Source organism: Aeromonas sp. FDAARGOS 1415 (assembly GCF_019048365.1).
Classification (GTDB): domain Bacteria; phylum Pseudomonadota; class Gammaproteobacteria; order Enterobacterales; family Aeromonadaceae; genus Aeromonas; species Aeromonas taiwanensis.
In genome coordinates, this window is sequence record NZ_CP077363.1 from 169,273 (window position 1) to 186,624 (window position 17,352).

Below are 17,352 nucleotides of genomic sequence, written 5' to 3' on the forward strand. Positions count from 1 at the left end.
ATGGGCTCAATGCTGCAGGATCTGGGAGAGGAAGAGCTTGGTCCGATCGGACTGGGGGTTGTCAAAGAACTGATCCGGCACGTTCTCTTCGATGATTTGCCCCCGGTCCATGAAGATCACCCGATCCGCCACCTGCTTGGCAAACCCCATCTCGTGGGTGACGCAGAGCATGGTCATCCCCTCGTGGGCCAGCTCCACCATGACGTCCAGCACCTCGCGCACCATCTCGGGATCCAGTGCCGAGGTGGGCTCGTCAAACAGCATGACCTGGGGGTTCATGCACAGACTGCGGGCGATGGCGACCCGTTGCTGCTGGCCGCCGGAGAGCTGGCCCGGGTACTTCAGCGCCTGCTCCGGGATCCGGACCCGGCGCAGGAAGTTCATGGCGATCTCCTCGGCCTCCTTGCGTGGCGACTGCTTGACCCAGATGGGGGCAAGGCAGCAATTCTCCAGCACGGTCAGATGGGGGAAGAGGTTGAAGTGCTGGAACACCATCCCCACCTCCCGGCGCACCGCCTCGATGTTCTTGAGATCCGAGGTCAGGGCCGTGCCCTTGACCAGGATGTGTCCGCTCTGGTGCTCCTCCAGCCGGTTGATGCAGCGGATCATGGTGGACTTGCCTGAGCCAGATGGGCCGCAGATGACGATCTTCTCTCCTCTGCCCACCTGCAGGTTGATGTTGCGCAGCACATGAAATTCACCGTACCACTTGTTGACTGCTTTCAGTTCGACGACAGCGTCCGTTTTCATCTCGAAACTACTCCTAATGCTTGTGGCCCGTGTTGAGTTTGCGCTCCAGATAGATGGAGTAGCGGGACATGCCAAAACAGAACATCCAGAAAATCATGGCGATAAAGACATACGCCTCGGTGGAATACCCCAGCCAGGCCGGATCCGCCAGCGCCACCTTGGAGATGGCCAACAGATCGAACAGCCCGATGATGAGCACCAGGCTGGTGTCCTTGAACAGGGAGATAAAGGTGTTCACCAGCGAGGGGATGGTGATCTTGAGGGCCTGGGGCATGATGATGAGCCCCATCACCTTCCAGTAGGAGAGCCCCAGGGCATCCCCCGCCTCGTACTGCCCCTTGGGTATTGCCTGTAACCCCCCTCTCACCACTTCCGCCACATAGGCCGCCTGGAACAGGATGATGCCGATGAGGGCCCTCAGCAGCTTGTCGAGCTCCACCTCGGTACTCATGAACAGCGGCAGCATGACGGACGCCATGAAGAGTACAGTGATGAGCGGCACCGCCCGCCAGAACTCGATGTAGACGGTGGAGAGACTGGAGATGACCGGCATGTGGGAGCGACGCCCCAGCGCCAGCAGGATGCCGAATGGCAGGGCGACCACTATGCCTACCACCGCCAGCACCAGGGTCAGCATCAGCCCCCCCCAGCGGTTCGTCTCCACCACTTCCAACCCCGCCCCACCATGGATGAGGAAGAAGGCGATGACAGGAAACACCAGCAGGGTAAAGAGCGCCAGCCACCCCTTGTGAGGGGTCTTTGGCCAGATGAGCAAGGCCAGCAGCACCGCCAGACCGGCGAAGGTCAGGTTGATGCGCCAGTACTGATCGGCCGGATAGAAGCCATAGAGATACTGCCCCAGCCGGCTCTCGATGAAGATCCAGCACGCCCCTCCCTCGGCGCAGGCTTCACGGCTGTTCCCCTGCCAGGTGGCAGAGAACAGCGCCCAGTCCAGGGCGGACCAGATCAGTGGCAGCAGCAGATAGGCCAGCGCCAGGGTCAGCAGGCCGTTCCACCAGTTGGGAAACAGATTCTGCCTGAGCCAGGCGACCAGGCCCCGGCGATGACTGGGAGGCGGCAGGGCCTCCTGCAATTCGTTCACGAACATGACAGCTCCCTAGCGCTCCACCAGCGTCATCCTGCGGTTGTAGATGTTCATCAGCACCGAGGTGGTGATACTGATGACGAGATAGACCCCCATGGTCATGGCGATGACTTCGATGGCCTGCCCGGTCTGGTTGAGGGTGGTGCCCATGAAGACAGACACCAGATCCGGATAGCCGATGGCCGTGGCCAGCGAGGAGTTCTTGGTGAGGTTCAGATACTGGCTGGTCAAGGGAGGGATGATGACCCGCATCGCCTGGGGAATGATCACCAGCCGCAACGTCTTGGCGGGAGAGAGCCCGAGTGCGGAAGCGGCCTCCGTCTGCCCCTTGCTGATGGCCAGGATGCCGGAGCGCACTATCTCCGCGATGAAGGCCGCCGTGTAGATGGTCAGCGCCAGCAGCAGAGCCGCAAGCTCGGGCAGAACCGTCATCCCTCCCCGGAAGTTGAATCCCTGCAACGCTGGCACGCTCCAGCTGAGCGGACTGCCCGCCAGCAGGAAGGTGACGGCCGGGAGCAGAATGACCAACCCTGCCGCACAGCGCCAGAACGGGAAAATCCTGCCGGTCAGGGCCTGACGGCGCCGTGCCCAGCGGCTCAGTCCCCAGCTCAACACCACGGCGATCAGCAGGGCCCAGAGCACGTAACCGAATCCCTCTTCGAACACCGGCTTGGGTAGATAGAAGCCCCGCACGTTGAGGAAGGCGAGCCCCCCCAGATCCACGCTCTGGCGCGGTGATGGCAGGGTACGCAGTACCGAGAAGTACCAGAAGAAGATCTGCAGCAGCAGCGGGATGTTGCGAAACGTCTCTATGTAGACGGCCGCAATCCGCGCCACCAGCCAGTTGCGCGAAAGACGCGCCACCCCGAGCATGAAACCGAGCAGGGTGGCAAACAGGATGCCGAGCACGGAGACCAGCAGGGTGTTGAGCAGCCCCACCACGAAGGTACGACCGAAGGTATAGGTTTCGTCATAGGGGATCAGGCTCTGCAGAATACCGAAGCCCGCCGTGTTGCCCAGGAAACCGAAGCCGGTGGTGATGCCACGGGTGGCCAGATTGGTCAGGGCATTGTTGATGATGTAGAACAGGAACCCGACCACGACCGCGATGGCCAGGCACTGGAAGATCAATGCCCGCACCTTGGCGTCATACCACCAGCGGCCCTGTTCTTTCCTATGGTTTGATGCGTGTAACGCCATGAGGATGACTCCGACAAAGCCAGGGGAAATGGGGGGCCTCGGCCCCCCGATGGTTGTCGACTCAGCGGATGGGCGGCGCGTACATCAGGCCACCCTTGTTCCAGAGCGCATTGATACCGCGCTCGATCTTGAGGGGGGAGCCGGCACCGACGTTGCGATCGAAGGATTCACCGTAGTTGCCGACCTGTTTGACGATGTTGTAGGCCCACTTGTCATCCAGCCCGAGCACCGAGCCCTTGGGCTCTTCCAGCCCCAGCAGACGGCGGATATCCGGGTTGGTGGACTTGAGCATCTCGTCCACGTTGGCACTGGTGACCCCGGCTTCCTCGGCGTTGAGCATGGCGTTCAGACTCCAGCGCACCACCTTGAACCACTGATCGTCCCCCTGGCGCACGGCAGGCCCCAGTGGCTCCTTGGAGATCACCTCAGGCAACACCATGGCCTCCGCCGGCTTGGTGAGCTTGATCTTGAGGGCATAGAGCTGGGACTGATCCGAGGTCAGTACGTCGCAGCGCCCCGCCTCGAACCCCTTGACGGTCTGATCCGAGGTATCGAACACCACAGGGGTATATTTCATGCCGCCATTGGCACGGAAATAGTCCGCCAGGTTGAGTTCTGTGGTGGTACCGGACTGGATGCAGACAGCGGCGCCGTCGAGCTCCTTGGCACTCTTGACCCCGAGGGACTGCTTGACCAGGAAGCCCTGGCCATCGTAGTAGTTCACCCCGGCAAAGGTCAGACCCAGCGACCCGTCCCGGGTCAGGGTCCAGGTGGTGTTGCGCGAGAGCAGATCCACCTCACCGGACTGCAGGGCGGTGAACCGCTCCTTGGCGGTGAGGGAGACATACTTGACCTTGCCGGCATCCCCCAGCACGGCCGCAGCCACGGCCCGGCACACGTCCACGTCCAGACCGGTCCAGGTGCCCTTGGCATCCGGATTGGAGAAGCCAGGCAGACCATCACCCACCCCGCACTGCACGAATCCCTTCTTCTTGACCGCATCCAGTGTGCCGTCGGCCCACGCATTGGCTGCCACCAGCGACAGCACCATTACCATACCTGCCTTGTGTATCTGCTTCATCTCACTCTTCCCTGTGGTTTGATTCAAATAGGCACCAAAACCTGGCAAGATGCCTTTATTTACCTGCTTTTTCGCAGCTTATCGAGCAACTCAAAAACCTGTCAATCGGTGCAAACCGGCCCAAATCTGGTGCAACAGCACAAAATAGGCAAGCGGGTCGATATGCACTCTTAGAATCAAAAATAGACCCTTATTTACAAAATGGCCTGCTGTTAAAAGCCCCTCGTAGTGTGAGGATTTTTTTTCGCAAAAAAATCGGGCGCACCGGGATGGGGCATAAAAACGCGCTGACAACTCACTCATCAGGCTCACATTTCTGCCCACGGGGCCCACCATTGGGGGGGATGAACCAATATCGGGCAATCTGGGGAGAGAACATGAAAACGTGGGGGCGAGGGTGGCACAAGCCGGGAGGGAGGCCGGAGCCACATTGCCACATTTGGCGTGCTCCCCCGGGTCGGGAGGGCTCAACCGCCGCGGGGGCCGTCTTCGATCTCGGTGATGACGCCGTTCTCGACGGTAACGAATTGCATGAACTCGCTCTTGCCGAAGTTGTAGGTCCAGCGTTCGGCATACTTGACCGTCATCCGCGCCCCGAAGCCGTTCTCCTCGTAGCGGGTGAGATCCTCCTTGAGCAGGGGCTGACCACAGCGGATCAAGAGCTCGGCCGTGGTGTCACCCTCGGTCAGCAAGGCGCTCTTGCAGCGCAGGGTGCCGGCATGCACGGGTAAAACCACCACCAGCAGCAACCACAGAATCGGTTTCATTTTGCACTCCATTTGAACAGGATCGAACCCAGCGCGATACACGCCAGGGCAAACAGCATGACCTGACCCAGGCTCCCCGCCACCGCCTGCCACCCCGCCCCTTCCAGCATCACGGCGCGGGCCGCCTCGATGATCTGGCTCAGGGGAAGACGGGCTCCCAGGGCCTGCAACCAGGGGGGAGAGCCCTCCAGCGAGAACCAGACGCCGGACAAGAACATCATGGGCAAGCTGATGAGATTGAGCAAACCGCTCGCCAGCTCCTCGTTCTGGATCCGGGCGGCGATGAGCAGGCCGAGGGAGGCCATGGCTGTCCCGCCGACCAGGGCGATCAGCAGCAGCAACCAGCCCGACCCGAGCAGAGGCACATCCAGCAGCCAATAGGCCACCAGAAAGACCAGCAGGCTCACGACCAGCGTAATCATCACCCGCGACAGCAACTGGGCGCAGAGAAACTCGGCGGCCGAGAGCGGCGTGGCGCCAAGTCGTTTGAGCACCCCGTTCTTGCGATAGCGCACGATGACGAAGCCGACGCCGAACAGGCCGGAGAACATCAGGTTCATGCCGATGACCCCGGGCAGCAACCAGTCGCCGTAGCGGATGGCTCTGCCCCTCAGGGCCTCCCTGTGCAGCGGCACGGACACCGCCTGGTGCAGCAGGTATTCCGCCATGGCCCCCTGGGGAGCATCCGGGTTGATCCAGTAGCGCCCCTCCCCCGGCGAGATCAGCAGGTCCAGCTGATGGTGGCGCACCTTGAGCCGCCCCTTCTCCGCCTCGTCATAGGGGATGATCCTGAGCAGCGGGACATCGTGCAGGGGAGCGTAGGTGGCAGGCAGAGCCCCCACCACCCCTATCTGCACCAGGGGTTTGGGGGGACCCGAGAAGATGAGGGAGAAACCGATCACCAGCAAGAGCGGGAAGACCAGGTTCCACACCAGGGCGGCACGATCGCGCACGAATTCGAGGGTTCTGGCGTAAAAGAGCGCGCCGATGCGCTTAATGGCTCCCGTCATCTTCTGCTCCTCGCACCTGGCACCCGTCGGGCAACCACCTGGCACACACCTCCCCCCTCACAGCAAATGCGCCCCTTCATGCGCCGCTCCGCAGGCTATGGCCGGTCAGGTGGAGGAAGAGATCCTCCAGATTGGGGGAGCGCACCTGCATGCCGGTGAGCGGCACGCCGAGGCTCAGCAGCCGCGGCAGCAAGGCCGCCACGTCGGGGCAGCTCAGCTCCACCTGATCGCCCGCCGGGCGCAGGGGGTAACCAAGCCCGGCCAAGGCCGGGTGATCCGGCAGGCGCACCAGCACGCCGTCGAAGTGGTGGGCCAACAGGGCCGCCGGGGTATCCAGGCTCAGCAGGTGGCCGTGATCGACGATGGCAATCTGATCGCACAGCTGCTGCGCTTCATCCATGTAGTGGGTGGTGAGCACCACCGTCTTGCCCTGGGCCTTGATCGCCTCGATACGCTCCCAGAAATGGTGGCGGGCCTGGGGATCCAGCCCCGTCGTGGGTTCATCCAGAAACAGCAGTTCGGGGTCGCCGAGCAGGGCCAGGGCCAGCAGCAGGCGCTGACGCTGACCACCGGAGAGCTTGCGACTGTCCCTGTCGATGAACTCGCCCAGGGTGCACAGCTCGATGAGCAGTTCCCGCGGCAGAGGATTGGGGTAGAGACTGGCGAACAGGCGCAGGGTATCCCGTACCGTCAGAAAGTCCTGTAGCGCCGTGTGCTGGAACTGGATGCCGATGCGGGAGCGGTAATCGGGGCCCCGCGGCGCACCGTGAAACAGGATCTCGCCGCTGTCCGGGGTGAGGATCCCCTCCAGCAACTCTATGCAGGTGGTCTTGCCCGCACCGTTCGGACCGAGCAGGCCGAAACAGCAGCCGGCAGGAATGGCGAAGCTGAGCCCGTCCACCGCCCTGACGCCGGGGAAGTGCTTGACGAGATCGACGACCTCGATGATGGCTGCCATGGCGTCTCTCCTCGTGCGGCCGGATGGCGACGCTCTGACTATATCCAAATCCCCCGCGCAGACACAAAACCCATTGCGGAGAGGGCGGAGAAGCGCACAAAAACAAACGGCGACCCTGGGGTCGCCGTTTTCATCACATCAGCCGGATCACAGGATGTCCAGCAGTTCCACTTCGAACACCAGAGCGGAGTACGGCGGGATGGAACCGGCGCCACGGGCACCGTATGCCAGATCCTGCGGAATGTAGAGCTTCCACTTGGAGCCAACCGGCATCAGCTGCAGGGCTTCTACCCAGCCGGCGATGACGCCAGTCACCGGGAACTCGGCCGGCTGGCCGCGGGCGACGGAGCTGTCGAAGACGCCACCGTGGGTGAAGGTACCGTGGTAGTGCACGCGCACGGACTGACCGGCTACCGGCACGGCGCCGTTGCCTTCAACCATGACTTCGTACTGCAGACCGGAGTCGGTCACGTTCACTTCGGCGCGCTTGGCGTTGTCGGCCAGGAAGGCTTCGCCTTCGGCGGCAGCGGCCTTGGCGGCAGCTTCCTGCTCTTCCTGCATGCGGGCGGTGATGACCTGGAAGGCATCGTTGATATCGTCACGGCTGACCGCGAACTCCAGACCGTTCAGGGCATCTGCCAGACCTTGTTGCAGGGCCGGGATATCCAGACCGGCGAAGGCTTGCTGCGCCAGTTGATCACCCATGTTGCGGCCGATGCCGTAGCTGGCCTTCTGTTCGATAGAGTCGTATTGGGACATTGAGAGATTGCTCCGGGTCCTGATGGTAAAAGAGACGGGATGATAACAGACTTTTGGGCGCCGTGCTGCGGGCGGCAGCCCTGATTTGCCCGCCCGTGGGAGAGAGTTCACACAAGCGGGCAACAGGCTGGCGACATTTTGCTTAGGTACTTTCTTCAAGCCCGGTCAATCAGGGCCCGCACCGCGGCCACCTTGGCACCATCCGTGATATTCACGCGGCCGTCGTCCGAGGTGCCCATGTTGACCCCATGCGGCACCATGCCGCCACGCCAGCCCATACCGGACATGTGTACCTCGCTCACCCCGGTGAACTCGATGATGGTGCGCACGTTGTCGGCATTGACCCCGGCCCCCGGCATCAGGCTGGCGCGGCCCGCCAGTGCCTGCTGCATGGCCTGTAGGGTCTCGAGCCCCGCCAGCGCGGTCGGCGCATGGCCCGAGCTCAGGATGCGCTCGCAGCCCGTGGCCACGATCACCTCCAGATCGGCGCGCCAGTCCGAACAGAGATCGATGGCGCGGTGGAAGGTGACTCCGAGCGGCCCTGCCGCCTCGACCAGCTGGCGGAGCCTGGCGGCGGGCACCCGCCCCTCTTCATCCAGCAGGCCGACCACCACACCCTGCAGGCCGGCGGCGCGGGCGGCGGCGATGTCCTGCAGCATGATCTCGAACTCGTCGTCGCCAAAGCAGAAATCCCCGGCACGGGGACGGATCATGGCGTAGACGGGAACGGTGGCATGGCGTGCCACCTGCTGCATGAAGCCGTAGGAAGGGGTCAGGCCGCCGAGGCCCAGGGCGGAGCAGAGCTCGATGCGATCGGCACCGGCCTCCTGGGCGGTAAACAGGGATTCCAGGTTGTCGATACAGATTTCAAGACGGGTCATGATGACTCCTTGATTCGGGGAGATCAGACCCGCGGTCCGATCTCACAGATTGAGCAGGGCGGCCCCACGCACACCGCCGGCCCCGCCAAAGCGGGCCTCGCGAATCTCGGGCAGGGCGACGCCGGGAAGCAGATGGCCGGGCAGGCGTTTGGGCAGCTCTTCATAAAGGGCTGGCAGGGCGCTAAGGCCCCCCCCCAGTACCACCACGTCCGGATCGATCACCGAGATGGCGGTGGCGATGCCGGCTGCCAGGATCTCCAGCCAGCAGTCGATGGTCGAGAGCGCCGCAGGCTCCCGGGCCTCGGCACGCTCGACGATCTGGTGACCGCTGGCGCGCTCCCCGCGAAAGTGGTGATAGAGCCGCTCCAGGCCGGTGCCCGAGGCGTAGGTCTCGAAACAGACCAGACGGCCGCAGCCGCAACGGGGACGGGGCAGGTCGGGGTATTTCATCAGGATGGTGGCCGGCAGCGGGTAGTGGCCAATCTCGCCGGCCAGCCAGTTGCGCCCCTGGATGAGGCGCTCCGCCAGATAGACGGCGCCGCCTATCCCGGTACCGATAGTGACGCCCAGCGCACTGTCGGCCCCCTCGGCCGCACCCTGGTGTACTTCGGACCAGAGGAAGCAGTTGGCATCGTTGTCCACCCTGACCGGTCGACCCAGCAGCTCGGCCAGATCCGCTCCCAGGTGACGACCGTGAATGGCGGGCAGGTTCGCCGCCACTATGCTTCCGTCGAGACGATTGAGGATGCCGGGAAACCCGATCCCCACGGCCCCCTTCACGCCAAAACGCACGTCGGCCGCCTCGACTCGCTCACGGATCGCCTGCTGGAGCGCCTGATAGTCGTTGCCCGGCGTACTCATGCGCTCCTCATGGCAGAGAGCCAGGGCGCCGTCGTACACCGAGAACGCGATCTTGGTGCCACCGATATCAAATCCGTAATACATGCCACACTCCCTTGCCGGTGGACCCGTCCACCCCAGTCTGTCCAGATGGGGCACATTGTATTAATTCGCAAAAAAAATAAAGTGACCTGGGGCGAAAAACGGGAGAGAGATCAAAGCAAGCGGAACATTTGTCGTTGCTGGCAAGGTTGGCCAAGGCTGGTCAGGGTACGCTCCTGACCGTCGAACACGAAGCCGCGGCGCAGGTAGAATCCCTCGCCGATGTGATTGCCGTCGAGCAGCCAGAGCCTGACGCACTCGCAGCCGGCCCGGCGCATCTGCACCGCCACCGCCTGCCACAACCGCTTGCCATGGCCCTGACGCCAGTGATCCGGGTGAAGATAGAGCGCCCGGATGCGTGCAGTCATCAGCCCCTCTTCCACGGACGTTTGCCAGTAGAGCAGGCCGATGACCACCTCGTCCCGGCAGATCAGCATGGGGATGGGGCCGGCCTCGGCGAGCCGCTGGCGCCAGATGTGAAGATGATCGGTGACGGCGAGCTGGGCCAGCATGTCGCTGCCGAGCACGCCGCCATAGGCCGCCAGCCAGCTGGCCCGCTGCATCACCGTCATGGCGGCGGCGTCGGCAGCCCGGGCCAGGCGCAGCGTTATGCCTTGCACTGGGGTACCAGCCCTGAGGCTCTCGCCTGCTGATACAGGGGCTGCACCTCGCCCTGCTGGGCCTGCAACTCCGCGATCCGGCTCTGGTCGCTGGGGTGGGTGGAGAGCAGCTGGGGCGGGGCCTTGCCCCCGGAGGCGGCACTCATGTTCTGCCACAGGGGAATGGCCTCGGCCGGGTTGAAACCGGCGCGCGCCATCAGCTCGAGACCGAGCCTGTCCGCCTCGCTCTCCTGGGTCCGGCCATAGGGCAGGGCGATCCCCACCTGGACCCCGAGACCCAGGGCCGCCATGGTGGCCGCCCCCCCGAGGCTGCTACTGCTGCCGATGGCCGCATCGGCCACCGCCAGCCCGAGGCCGGTCAGCTGGTCGCGGGAGAGGCGCTCGTTGGAGTGCTGGGCCAGCACATGGGTCAGCTCGTGGCCGATGACGGTGGCGAGCTGATCCTGATTCCTGGCCACCTTGAGCAGGCCGCTGTAGACGCCGATCTTGCCGCCGGGCAGGGCGAAGGCGTTGACCTCCTTGGAGTCGAACACCACCACCTCCCAGCTGGTGATACCATAGCTGGCGGGCACCTGGGCGGTCACCGCCCTGGCCACGCAGGAGACATAGGCATTCATCCTGGCATCCTTGCTCACCTTCTCCTGCTGCTTCATCTGCTCGAAGGAGTCGGCCCCCAGCTGGCTCATCTGCTGGGGGGAGAAGAGCAGCATCTGGCTGCGGCCGGTCGGCGACTGGGCACAACCGGCCAGCAGGGCGCTGCACAGGGCCGTCAGGGCGAAGAGGGACAGGGAGGAGGCGCGCATGAAAAGGTCCTTAACCATGAAGTTGCCCTATTTTCGGAAATGCCGCCGTCCGGTGCAAGCCAGCAACCGCGCCCTGCGACCAAAAAGATCCCAGGGGCGCCAAAATAAAAACGAGCCCGCTTGGGGCTCGTTTTTGCTGCTGGGACATGAGTGATTACATGATGCCCAGTTTCTTCAGGTCGGCCTGCACCACCTTGGCCGGTACCGGCACATAGCCATCCTTCGCCACTATGCTCTGGCCCGCCTTGGAGAGCATCATCTTCACGAATTCCTGCTCCATCGGGGAGAGCGGCTTGTTCGGATGCTTGTTCACGTAGACGTACAGGAAGCGGGAGAGCGGGTACTTGCCGGTGATGGCGTTGTCCGAGGTCGCCTCGATAAAGGTCTTGCCATCCTTGGAGAGCGGCACGGCGCGCACGCCGGAGGTGACGTAACCGATGCCGGAGTAGCCGATGCCGTTCAGGGAGGAGGAGACGGACTGCACCACGGAGGCAGAGCCCGGCTGTTCGTTCACGCCGCTCTTGAAGTCACCGTTGCACAGGGCGTGCTCCTTGAAGTAACCGTAGGTACCGGACACGGAGTTACGGCCGAACAGCTGCAGATCCTTGCCGGACCAGCTGCCATCCAGACCCAGATCGGACCATTTGGTGGCTGCCTTGGGTTCGCCGCACTTGAGGGTGCTGGAGAAGATGGCGTCGATTTGCGACATGGTCAGACCCTTGATGGGGTTGTCCTTGTTGACGAACACCGCCAGGGCATCGACCGCGACGCGGATGGCGGTCGGCTTGTAGCCGTAGCGCTTCTCGAAGGCTTCCTCTTCACCGGCCTTCATGGCACGGCTCATGGGGCCAAACTGGGCGACGCCTTCGGTCAGGGCAGTGGGCGCGGTAGAGGAACCGGCGGCCTGGATCTGCACGTTGACGTTGGGGTACATGCGCTTAAATTCTTCGGCCCACAGGGTCATCATGTTGGCCAGGGTGTCCGAGCCGACAGAGGACAGGTTGCCCGAGATGCCGCTGGTCGGTGCGTATTCCGGCAGATCCTTGTCTACACCGTAGGCCAGTGCGCTGACAGAAAACAGGGTTGCAGCGGTGAATCCGATGACACCAGCCAGTTTGTTGAGTTTCATCCAATCTCTCCAAGTCCAAGGTTGCAGAAGGCAATCGTCAGTATGACGTCGATACATGGTTCAAACCCGATCACCCTCTCCACAGTTACAGAAGGTCCGTTCTTGAAACGGCGCCAGTATCTGACCTGGCAGTGACAAATTTATGGATTTAATGTGACACTTTAATGACATGAGCAAGGTTTTGCACAAATGCAAGGAGGGCTGCGAACGCAGCCCTCTTTTCGTTGCTAACCCATTGCTGTGAAAGACTATTTAATCACCACCATGCGGGCGGGAATGAGGAAGCTGAAGCGGCTGCCCGCTCCGACACGGCTCTCTATCTCCAGCTGGGCATCGTGATGGCTCAGGGCATGCTTGACGATGGCAAGGCCGAGCCCGGACCCCCCGGTGTGACGCGAGCGTGCCTTGTCCACCCGGTAGAAGCGCTCGGTGAGACGCGACAGGTGCTCGGGGGCAATCCCCTCCCCTTCGTCCTGCACCACGAAGAGCGCCATCTGCCCCTGCTTGCGCCACTCCACGGTGATCTTGCGTCCCGCCGGGGTGTAGTGAATGGCGTTGTATACCAGGTTGGAGACGGCGCTGCGCAGCTGATCCTGATCCCCGCGCACGAACAGGTTCGACTGCACGTTGAACACGATCTCGTGGCCCCGCTCGCCGGAGAGCGCGCGCGCCTCCTGCTCCAGCAGCCCCAGCATGGCGGGCATGTCCACCAGGTGGGAGAGATCCACCGTGGGGGCGGCTTCGATGCGCGACAGGGTGAGCAGCTGGTTGACCAGGTTATCCATGCGGATGGTCTGCTCCATCATTACCCTGTGCGCCTTGGCCCACATGGCGGGCGGCGGCGGCTCCTCGGTCATCTCCAGGTAACCTTTGAGCACGGTGAGGGGGGTGCGCAGCTCGTGGGAGACGTTGGAAACAAAATGCTTGCGGGTCTTCTCCAGGCTGCGCAGCCGGGTCACGTCCCGCGCCACCAGCATGGCCTGATCCTCGGCATAGGGCATGATGCGAAACTCGAGGAACTTCTCCTCGTTGATGGGAGACGCCATCTCGAACGGTTCGTCGTACTGCCCCTTGCCGAGGTAGGCGGCAAAGGCCGGGTGACGGATGAGGTTGCCGATGTGCTGGCCGGCGTCCTCCGGCCAGCGAAAGCCGAGCAGTTGCTCCGCCAGCCGGTTGCACCAGAGGATGCTGCCATCGGTGCGAAACACCACGGCGGCGTCGGGCAGCGCCTCTGCCCCCTCCCGGAAACGGCGGATAAGACCCGCCAGCTCCCGGCGACGTGCACGGTGGCGCTGCTGCAACTTGTAGATGCCGTTGAAGATGTATTCCCAGCTACCGCTGCCATGGGGGGGGACCAGGCTGCGATCGTGCCACAGCCAGTCCGACAGCCGCTTCTGGAAGCGATAGTGCCAGCCCAGATGGAGCACGGTCGCCACCAGCAGGCAGAGCGCAAGATGATCGATTAACCAACCTACCAAGACGAAGGGGGCGTAGAAGAACGCCATTCGCCACAACTGTCGCCGCCAGGCGTAAGGTTGCAACATTCAGGTCTCCTAGAGACGGCAAAGAGCAGGGAGCTGCGCCAGCAGGCGCGTCCGGCATGGGGTCCCTAGAGGCGGGTCGAGAAGCGGTAACCGGCCCCGCGCACCGTCTGGATCAGCCTGTCGTGCCCCGTCTCCTCGATGGCCTTGCGCAGGCGGCGGATATGCACGTCCACGGTTCTGTCCTCGACGTACACATTGGTCCCCCAGACGTTGTTGAGCAGCTGCTCGCGGCTGTAGACCCGCTCCGGGTGAGTCATGAAGAAATGTAGCAGCTTGAACTCGGTCGGCCCCATGTCGAGGGCCTTCTCCTCGGCGCTGACCCGGTGAGACACCGGATCCAGCTTGAGCCCCTGCACCTCGATCACCTCGTCCACCGAGGTGGGAGAGACACGGCGCATCACCGCATGCAGGCGGGCGGTCAGCTCCTTGGGGGAGAACGGCTTGGTGATGTAGTCGTCGGCACCCGCCTCCAGGCCGCGGACCTTGTCCTCTTCCTCACCGCGGGCGGTCAGCATCACCACCGGGATCTGGCGGGTCATCTCATCCTGCTTGAGCTGCTTGATGAACTGGATGCCGCTGCCACCGGGCATCATCCAGTCCAGCACGATGAGTTCGGGGTAAGGCTCGCGCACCTTTGCCAGTCCATCGGCGTAGTCTTCCGCCTCTACTGTTTCATATCCCTTCTGCTCGAGCACGAAGCAGAGCATTTCGCGGATCGGTGCCTCGTCCTCGACCACCAGAATTCGCTTAGCCATATCCCTTCTCTCTCCTCTGTGAAGATGGGTGCGCCAATTATTAGAACTTTCTGTGACACTTTTATGACTTTATGACGGGCGGGATGATAAACGTTTTCAGATTCAGTTGGCAGCAGTGCGTTGCAACAGATCCCAGCGGTTGCCGCTGATGTCCTCGAACACCACTACGGTGCCGTAAGGCTCGCACCTGGGTTCTTCACAGAAATGAACGCCGTATTTCCGCATGCGTTCGTAGTCCCCCCAGAAGTCATCGGTCTCGAGGAAGAGGAAGACCCGGCCGCCCCCCTGCCGGCCGATGGCGGCCTGCTGCTCCTCGCTGGCTGCCCGCGCCAGCAACAGGGCGGAACCGGGGGCCCCCCTGGGGGCAACCCGCACCCAGCGCTTGCCCGGCTTGCCCGGTTCATCGAGCGTCTTGTCTTCCAGCAGCGCGAAGCCCATCCCCCGGGTAAAGAAGGCGATGGCCTCGTCATAGTCGGCCACCAGCAGGGTCAGGGCGCCAAGATGTTGTGCCATGGGAGGTGCCTCCACAGATGAATGAACGGGGCGCATCATAGCGGGCGCGTCGCTCTGGCTCCAGCGATCCGGGACAATGGCGAGCAGATCCTGCCGCCGGGCAGGCTCGCTCGCCCTTGCTCAGCCCTGCCCGAGCCAGTCGCGCAGCACCGTATCCCGGTCGCCATCCAGCGCCGGCGAGGCGCGCCCGTAGCGCACCGGGGTGGCCGACAGATGGAGCGGGTTGGCCAGGGTCGGCAAGGTCTGCTCACCGCGCTGCACCTGCTGCACCCAGCCGCGTACCGCCCCCTGCTCGAGGGCGAACAGGGCATCCAGGGTGAGGATAGGGCCGCCCGGGACCCCGGCCGCCTCCAGCATGGCCGTCCACTCGGCGCTGGTGCGTGCCAGCAACCGCTCGGCAATCAGGGCGTTGAGCCGGTGGCGCTGGCGCACCCGGGCGGCGTTGGTGGCAAAATCAGGGTCCTGTGCCCACCCGGGGGCCCCCAGCAGGGCCGCCAGGGCGGCAAACTGGCCGTCGTTGCCCACCGCCAGGATGAGGTGGCCATCCCGGCTGGGATAGACATCGTAGGGGACGATATTGGGGTGACCATTGCCAAGGCGTCCGGGGGCCTGACCGGTGGCGAGATAGTTCATCGCCTGGTTGGCCAGCACAGCCACCGACACGTCGAGCAGGGCCAGATCGATCTGCTGCCCCTCCCCGGTTCGCTCCCGGTGGCGCAGGGCCGCCTGGATGCCGATGGTGGCGTAGAGGCCGGTGAGGATGTCGACGAGCGCCACCCCCACCTTGACCGGCCCGCCGCCGGGCACCCCATCGGGTTGACCCGTGATGCTCATCAACCCGCCCAGCCCCTGAATAAGCAGATCGTAACCGGGTCGCTGGGCCCAGGGCCCGTCCTGGCCAAAGCCGGTGATGGAGCAGTAGATGAGCTCTGGGCGGCGGGCCTTGAGGCTCGGATAATCGAGGCCGTAGCGCGCGAGCCCCCCCACCTTGAAGTTCTCGATCACCACGTCGGCTCTGTCCACCAGAGCCAGCAGGGTGTCTCTGTCGCGCGCCAGATCCAGGGCGATGGAACGCTTGCCCCGGTTGGCCGCGTGAAAGTAGGCCGCCTCCCCCGCCACCAGCTCGGGCGGCCCCCAGTGACGGGTGTCATCACCGCGCCCGGGGGCCTCCACCTTCACCACGTCGGCGCCGAGATCGGCGAGCAGCTGGCTGGCCCAGGGGCCGGCCAGCACGCGGCTGAGATCCAGCACGCGCACACCGGCAAGGGGCCCCATCACTCGAACGCCTGCAGGTCGGTCTGAGCACGCCCCAGGATCAGGGCGTGGATGTCGTGAGTCCCCTCGTAGGTGTTGACTGCCTCCAGGTTCATCAGGTGGCGAATGACGTGAAATTCGTCGCTGATGCCGTTGCCGCCGTGCATGTCGCGGGCGACGCGGGCTATCTCCAGCGCCTTGCCGCAGCTGTTGCGCTTGATGAGGGACACCAGCTCCACCGGGCAGCGCCCCTCGTCCATCAGGCGCCCGGCGCGCAGGCAGCCCTGCAGGCCGAGGGCAATCTCGGTCTGCATGTTGGCGAGCTTGAGCTGGAACAGCTGGGTGGCGGCCAAGGGGCGACCGAACTGCTGGCGATCCAGCCCGTACTGGCGGGCGGCGTGCCAGCAGAACTCGGCGGCGCCGAGCGCCCCCCAGGCGATGCCGTAGCGCGCCTTGTTGAGACAGCCGAACGGCCCCTTGAGGCCGCTCACCCCGGCCAGCCGGTTGGCCTCGGGCACGAAGACCCGATCCATCACGATCTCGCCGGTGATGGAGGCGCGCAGGGAGAACTTGCCCTCGATCTTGGGGGCAGAGAGCCCGGCCATCCCCTGCTCCAGCACGAAGCCGGTGATCTCGCCGTCCAGCTTGGCCCACACCACGAAGAGATCGGCGATGGGGGAGTTGGTGATCCACATCTTGTTGCCGGTGAGCAGATAACCGCCGTCGACCCGCTCGGCGCGGCTCTTCATGGAGCCCGGATCCGAGCCCGCGTCCGGCTCGGTGAGGCCGAAGCAGCCCACCAGCTCACCCCGGGCCAGCCCCGGCAGCCAGCGCTGGCGCTGGGCCTCGTCGCCGTAGGCAAAAATCGGATGCATCACCAGGGACGATTGCACGCTCATGGCCGAGCGGTAGCCGCTGTCGACCCGCTCCACCTCCCGGGCGATGAGACCGTAGGCCACGTGATTGACCCCGGCGCAGCCATACTGCTCCGGCAAGGTGGCGCCGAGCAGCCCCAGCTCCCCCAGCTCGTTCATGATGGTGCGGTCAAACTGCTCGCGGCGGTTGGCCTCCAGCACCCTCGGCATCAGGCGGGACTGACAGTAGTCGCGGGCGGCGTCGCGGATGAGCCGCTCCTCGTCGCTCAGCTGGTCATCCAGAAAGAAGGGGTCTTGCCAATCGAAGGGGGTACGCGTCATAAGGCACTCCATGCCATGTGAAAGAATCAAACCGTAACAAACGGGTCTCTTGCAGACCCTGCCTGACCAGGGAAGCGGGTGGACA

The 17,352-nt window shown here is 63.8% G+C and carries 18 protein-coding genes; all 18 read right to left on the reverse strand.

The window, feature by feature from the left end; translation table 11 throughout:
* Positions 1-6: 6 nt before the first annotated feature.
* On the reverse strand, positions 7-750 hold the full coding sequence (locus I6L45_RS00790) for an amino acid ABC transporter ATP-binding protein (protein ID WP_216983169.1): 744 nt from the start codon (positions 748-750) through the stop codon (positions 7-9).
* Between the two features lie 13 nt (positions 751-763).
* Entirely contained in the window at positions 764-1,858 is a 1,095-nt protein-coding gene (locus I6L45_RS00795; protein ID WP_216983170.1) for an amino acid ABC transporter permease, read from the reverse strand.
* Positions 1,859-1,867: 9 nt separating this feature from the next.
* Complete coding sequence (locus I6L45_RS00800; RefSeq protein ID WP_254204358.1) at positions 1,868-3,055, reverse strand: amino acid ABC transporter permease; 1,188 nt, start codon at positions 3,053-3,055, stop codon at positions 1,868-1,870.
* Positions 3,056-3,116: 61 nt separating this feature from the next.
* The gene (locus tag I6L45_RS00805; RefSeq protein ID WP_216983171.1) at positions 3,117-4,136 is read right to left on the reverse strand and encodes an amino acid ABC transporter substrate-binding protein; all 1,020 of its coding nucleotides are present in this window, start codon (positions 4,134-4,136) and stop codon (positions 3,117-3,119) included.
* Between the two features lie 467 nt (positions 4,137-4,603).
* A complete protein-coding gene (locus I6L45_RS00810; protein WP_254204359.1) occupies positions 4,604-4,903 on the reverse strand; it encodes a DUF2845 domain-containing protein in 300 nt (99 codons plus the stop codon).
* Complete coding sequence (locus I6L45_RS00815; RefSeq protein WP_216983173.1) at positions 4,900-5,913, reverse strand: ABC transporter permease; 1,014 nt, start codon at positions 5,911-5,913, stop codon at positions 4,900-4,902. Before I6L45_RS00815 ends, I6L45_RS00810 begins: the two co-directional genes overlap by 4 nt.
* A gap of 76 nt (positions 5,914-5,989) precedes the next feature.
* Positions 5,990-6,871: an ABC transporter ATP-binding protein gene (locus I6L45_RS00820; protein ID WP_216983174.1), complete on the reverse strand. Its 882-nt coding sequence runs from the start codon at positions 6,869-6,871 to the stop codon at positions 5,990-5,992.
* Positions 6,872-7,018: 147 nt separating this feature from the next.
* Positions 7,019-7,630, reverse strand: coding sequence for an FKBP-type peptidyl-prolyl cis-trans isomerase (locus tag I6L45_RS00825; RefSeq protein ID WP_043758853.1), 612 nt, complete (start codon positions 7,628-7,630; stop codon positions 7,019-7,021).
* A 155-nt stretch (positions 7,631-7,785) separates the two neighbouring features.
* Complete coding sequence (locus I6L45_RS00830; RefSeq protein WP_216983175.1) at positions 7,786-8,511, reverse strand: copper homeostasis protein CutC; 726 nt, start codon at positions 8,509-8,511, stop codon at positions 7,786-7,788.
* A 42-nt stretch (positions 8,512-8,553) separates the two neighbouring features.
* Positions 8,554-9,456, reverse strand: coding sequence for an ROK family protein (locus tag I6L45_RS00835; protein ID WP_216983176.1), 903 nt, complete (start codon positions 9,454-9,456; stop codon positions 8,554-8,556).
* A 110-nt stretch (positions 9,457-9,566) separates the two neighbouring features.
* On the reverse strand, positions 9,567-10,073 hold the full coding sequence (locus I6L45_RS00840; RefSeq protein ID WP_134695688.1) for an N-acetyltransferase: 507 nt from the start codon (positions 10,071-10,073) through the stop codon (positions 9,567-9,569).
* Positions 10,061-10,876, reverse strand: a complete 816-nt coding sequence (locus I6L45_RS00845; protein WP_216983177.1) for a M48 family metallopeptidase — start codon at positions 10,874-10,876, stop codon at positions 10,061-10,063. The genes I6L45_RS00840 and I6L45_RS00845 overlap by 13 nt, the downstream gene beginning before the upstream one ends.
* A gap of 154 nt (positions 10,877-11,030) precedes the next feature.
* Positions 11,031-12,005, reverse strand: coding sequence for a PstS family phosphate ABC transporter substrate-binding protein (locus I6L45_RS00850; protein ID WP_043758844.1), 975 nt, complete (start codon positions 12,003-12,005; stop codon positions 11,031-11,033).
* 248 nt (positions 12,006-12,253) lie between these two features.
* Positions 12,254-13,549 carry a phosphate regulon sensor histidine kinase PhoR gene (gene phoR, locus I6L45_RS00855; RefSeq protein WP_216983178.1) on the reverse strand — a complete coding sequence of 432 codons (1,296 nt, stop codon included), beginning with the start codon at positions 13,547-13,549 and terminating at the stop codon, positions 12,254-12,256.
* Between the two features lie 65 nt (positions 13,550-13,614).
* Positions 13,615-14,304 (reverse strand): phosphate regulon transcriptional regulator PhoB, encoded by a 690-nt coding sequence (phoB, locus tag I6L45_RS00860; protein ID WP_043758840.1) that lies wholly within the window; start codon positions 14,302-14,304, stop codon positions 13,615-13,617.
* A gap of 102 nt (positions 14,305-14,406) precedes the next feature.
* Positions 14,407-14,817 (reverse strand): VOC family protein, encoded by a 411-nt coding sequence (locus I6L45_RS00865; RefSeq protein WP_216983179.1) that lies wholly within the window; start codon positions 14,815-14,817, stop codon positions 14,407-14,409.
* 120 nt (positions 14,818-14,937) lie between these two features.
* Positions 14,938-16,092, reverse strand: a complete 1,155-nt coding sequence (locus I6L45_RS00870) for a CaiB/BaiF CoA-transferase family protein (RefSeq protein ID WP_216984154.1) — start codon at positions 16,090-16,092, stop codon at positions 14,938-14,940.
* A complete protein-coding gene (locus tag I6L45_RS00875) occupies positions 16,092-17,267 on the reverse strand; it encodes an acyl-CoA dehydrogenase (protein ID WP_216983180.1) in 1,176 nt (391 codons plus the stop codon). Before I6L45_RS00875 ends, I6L45_RS00870 begins: the two co-directional genes overlap by 1 nt.
* Between the last annotated feature and the right edge of the window lie 85 nt (positions 17,268-17,352).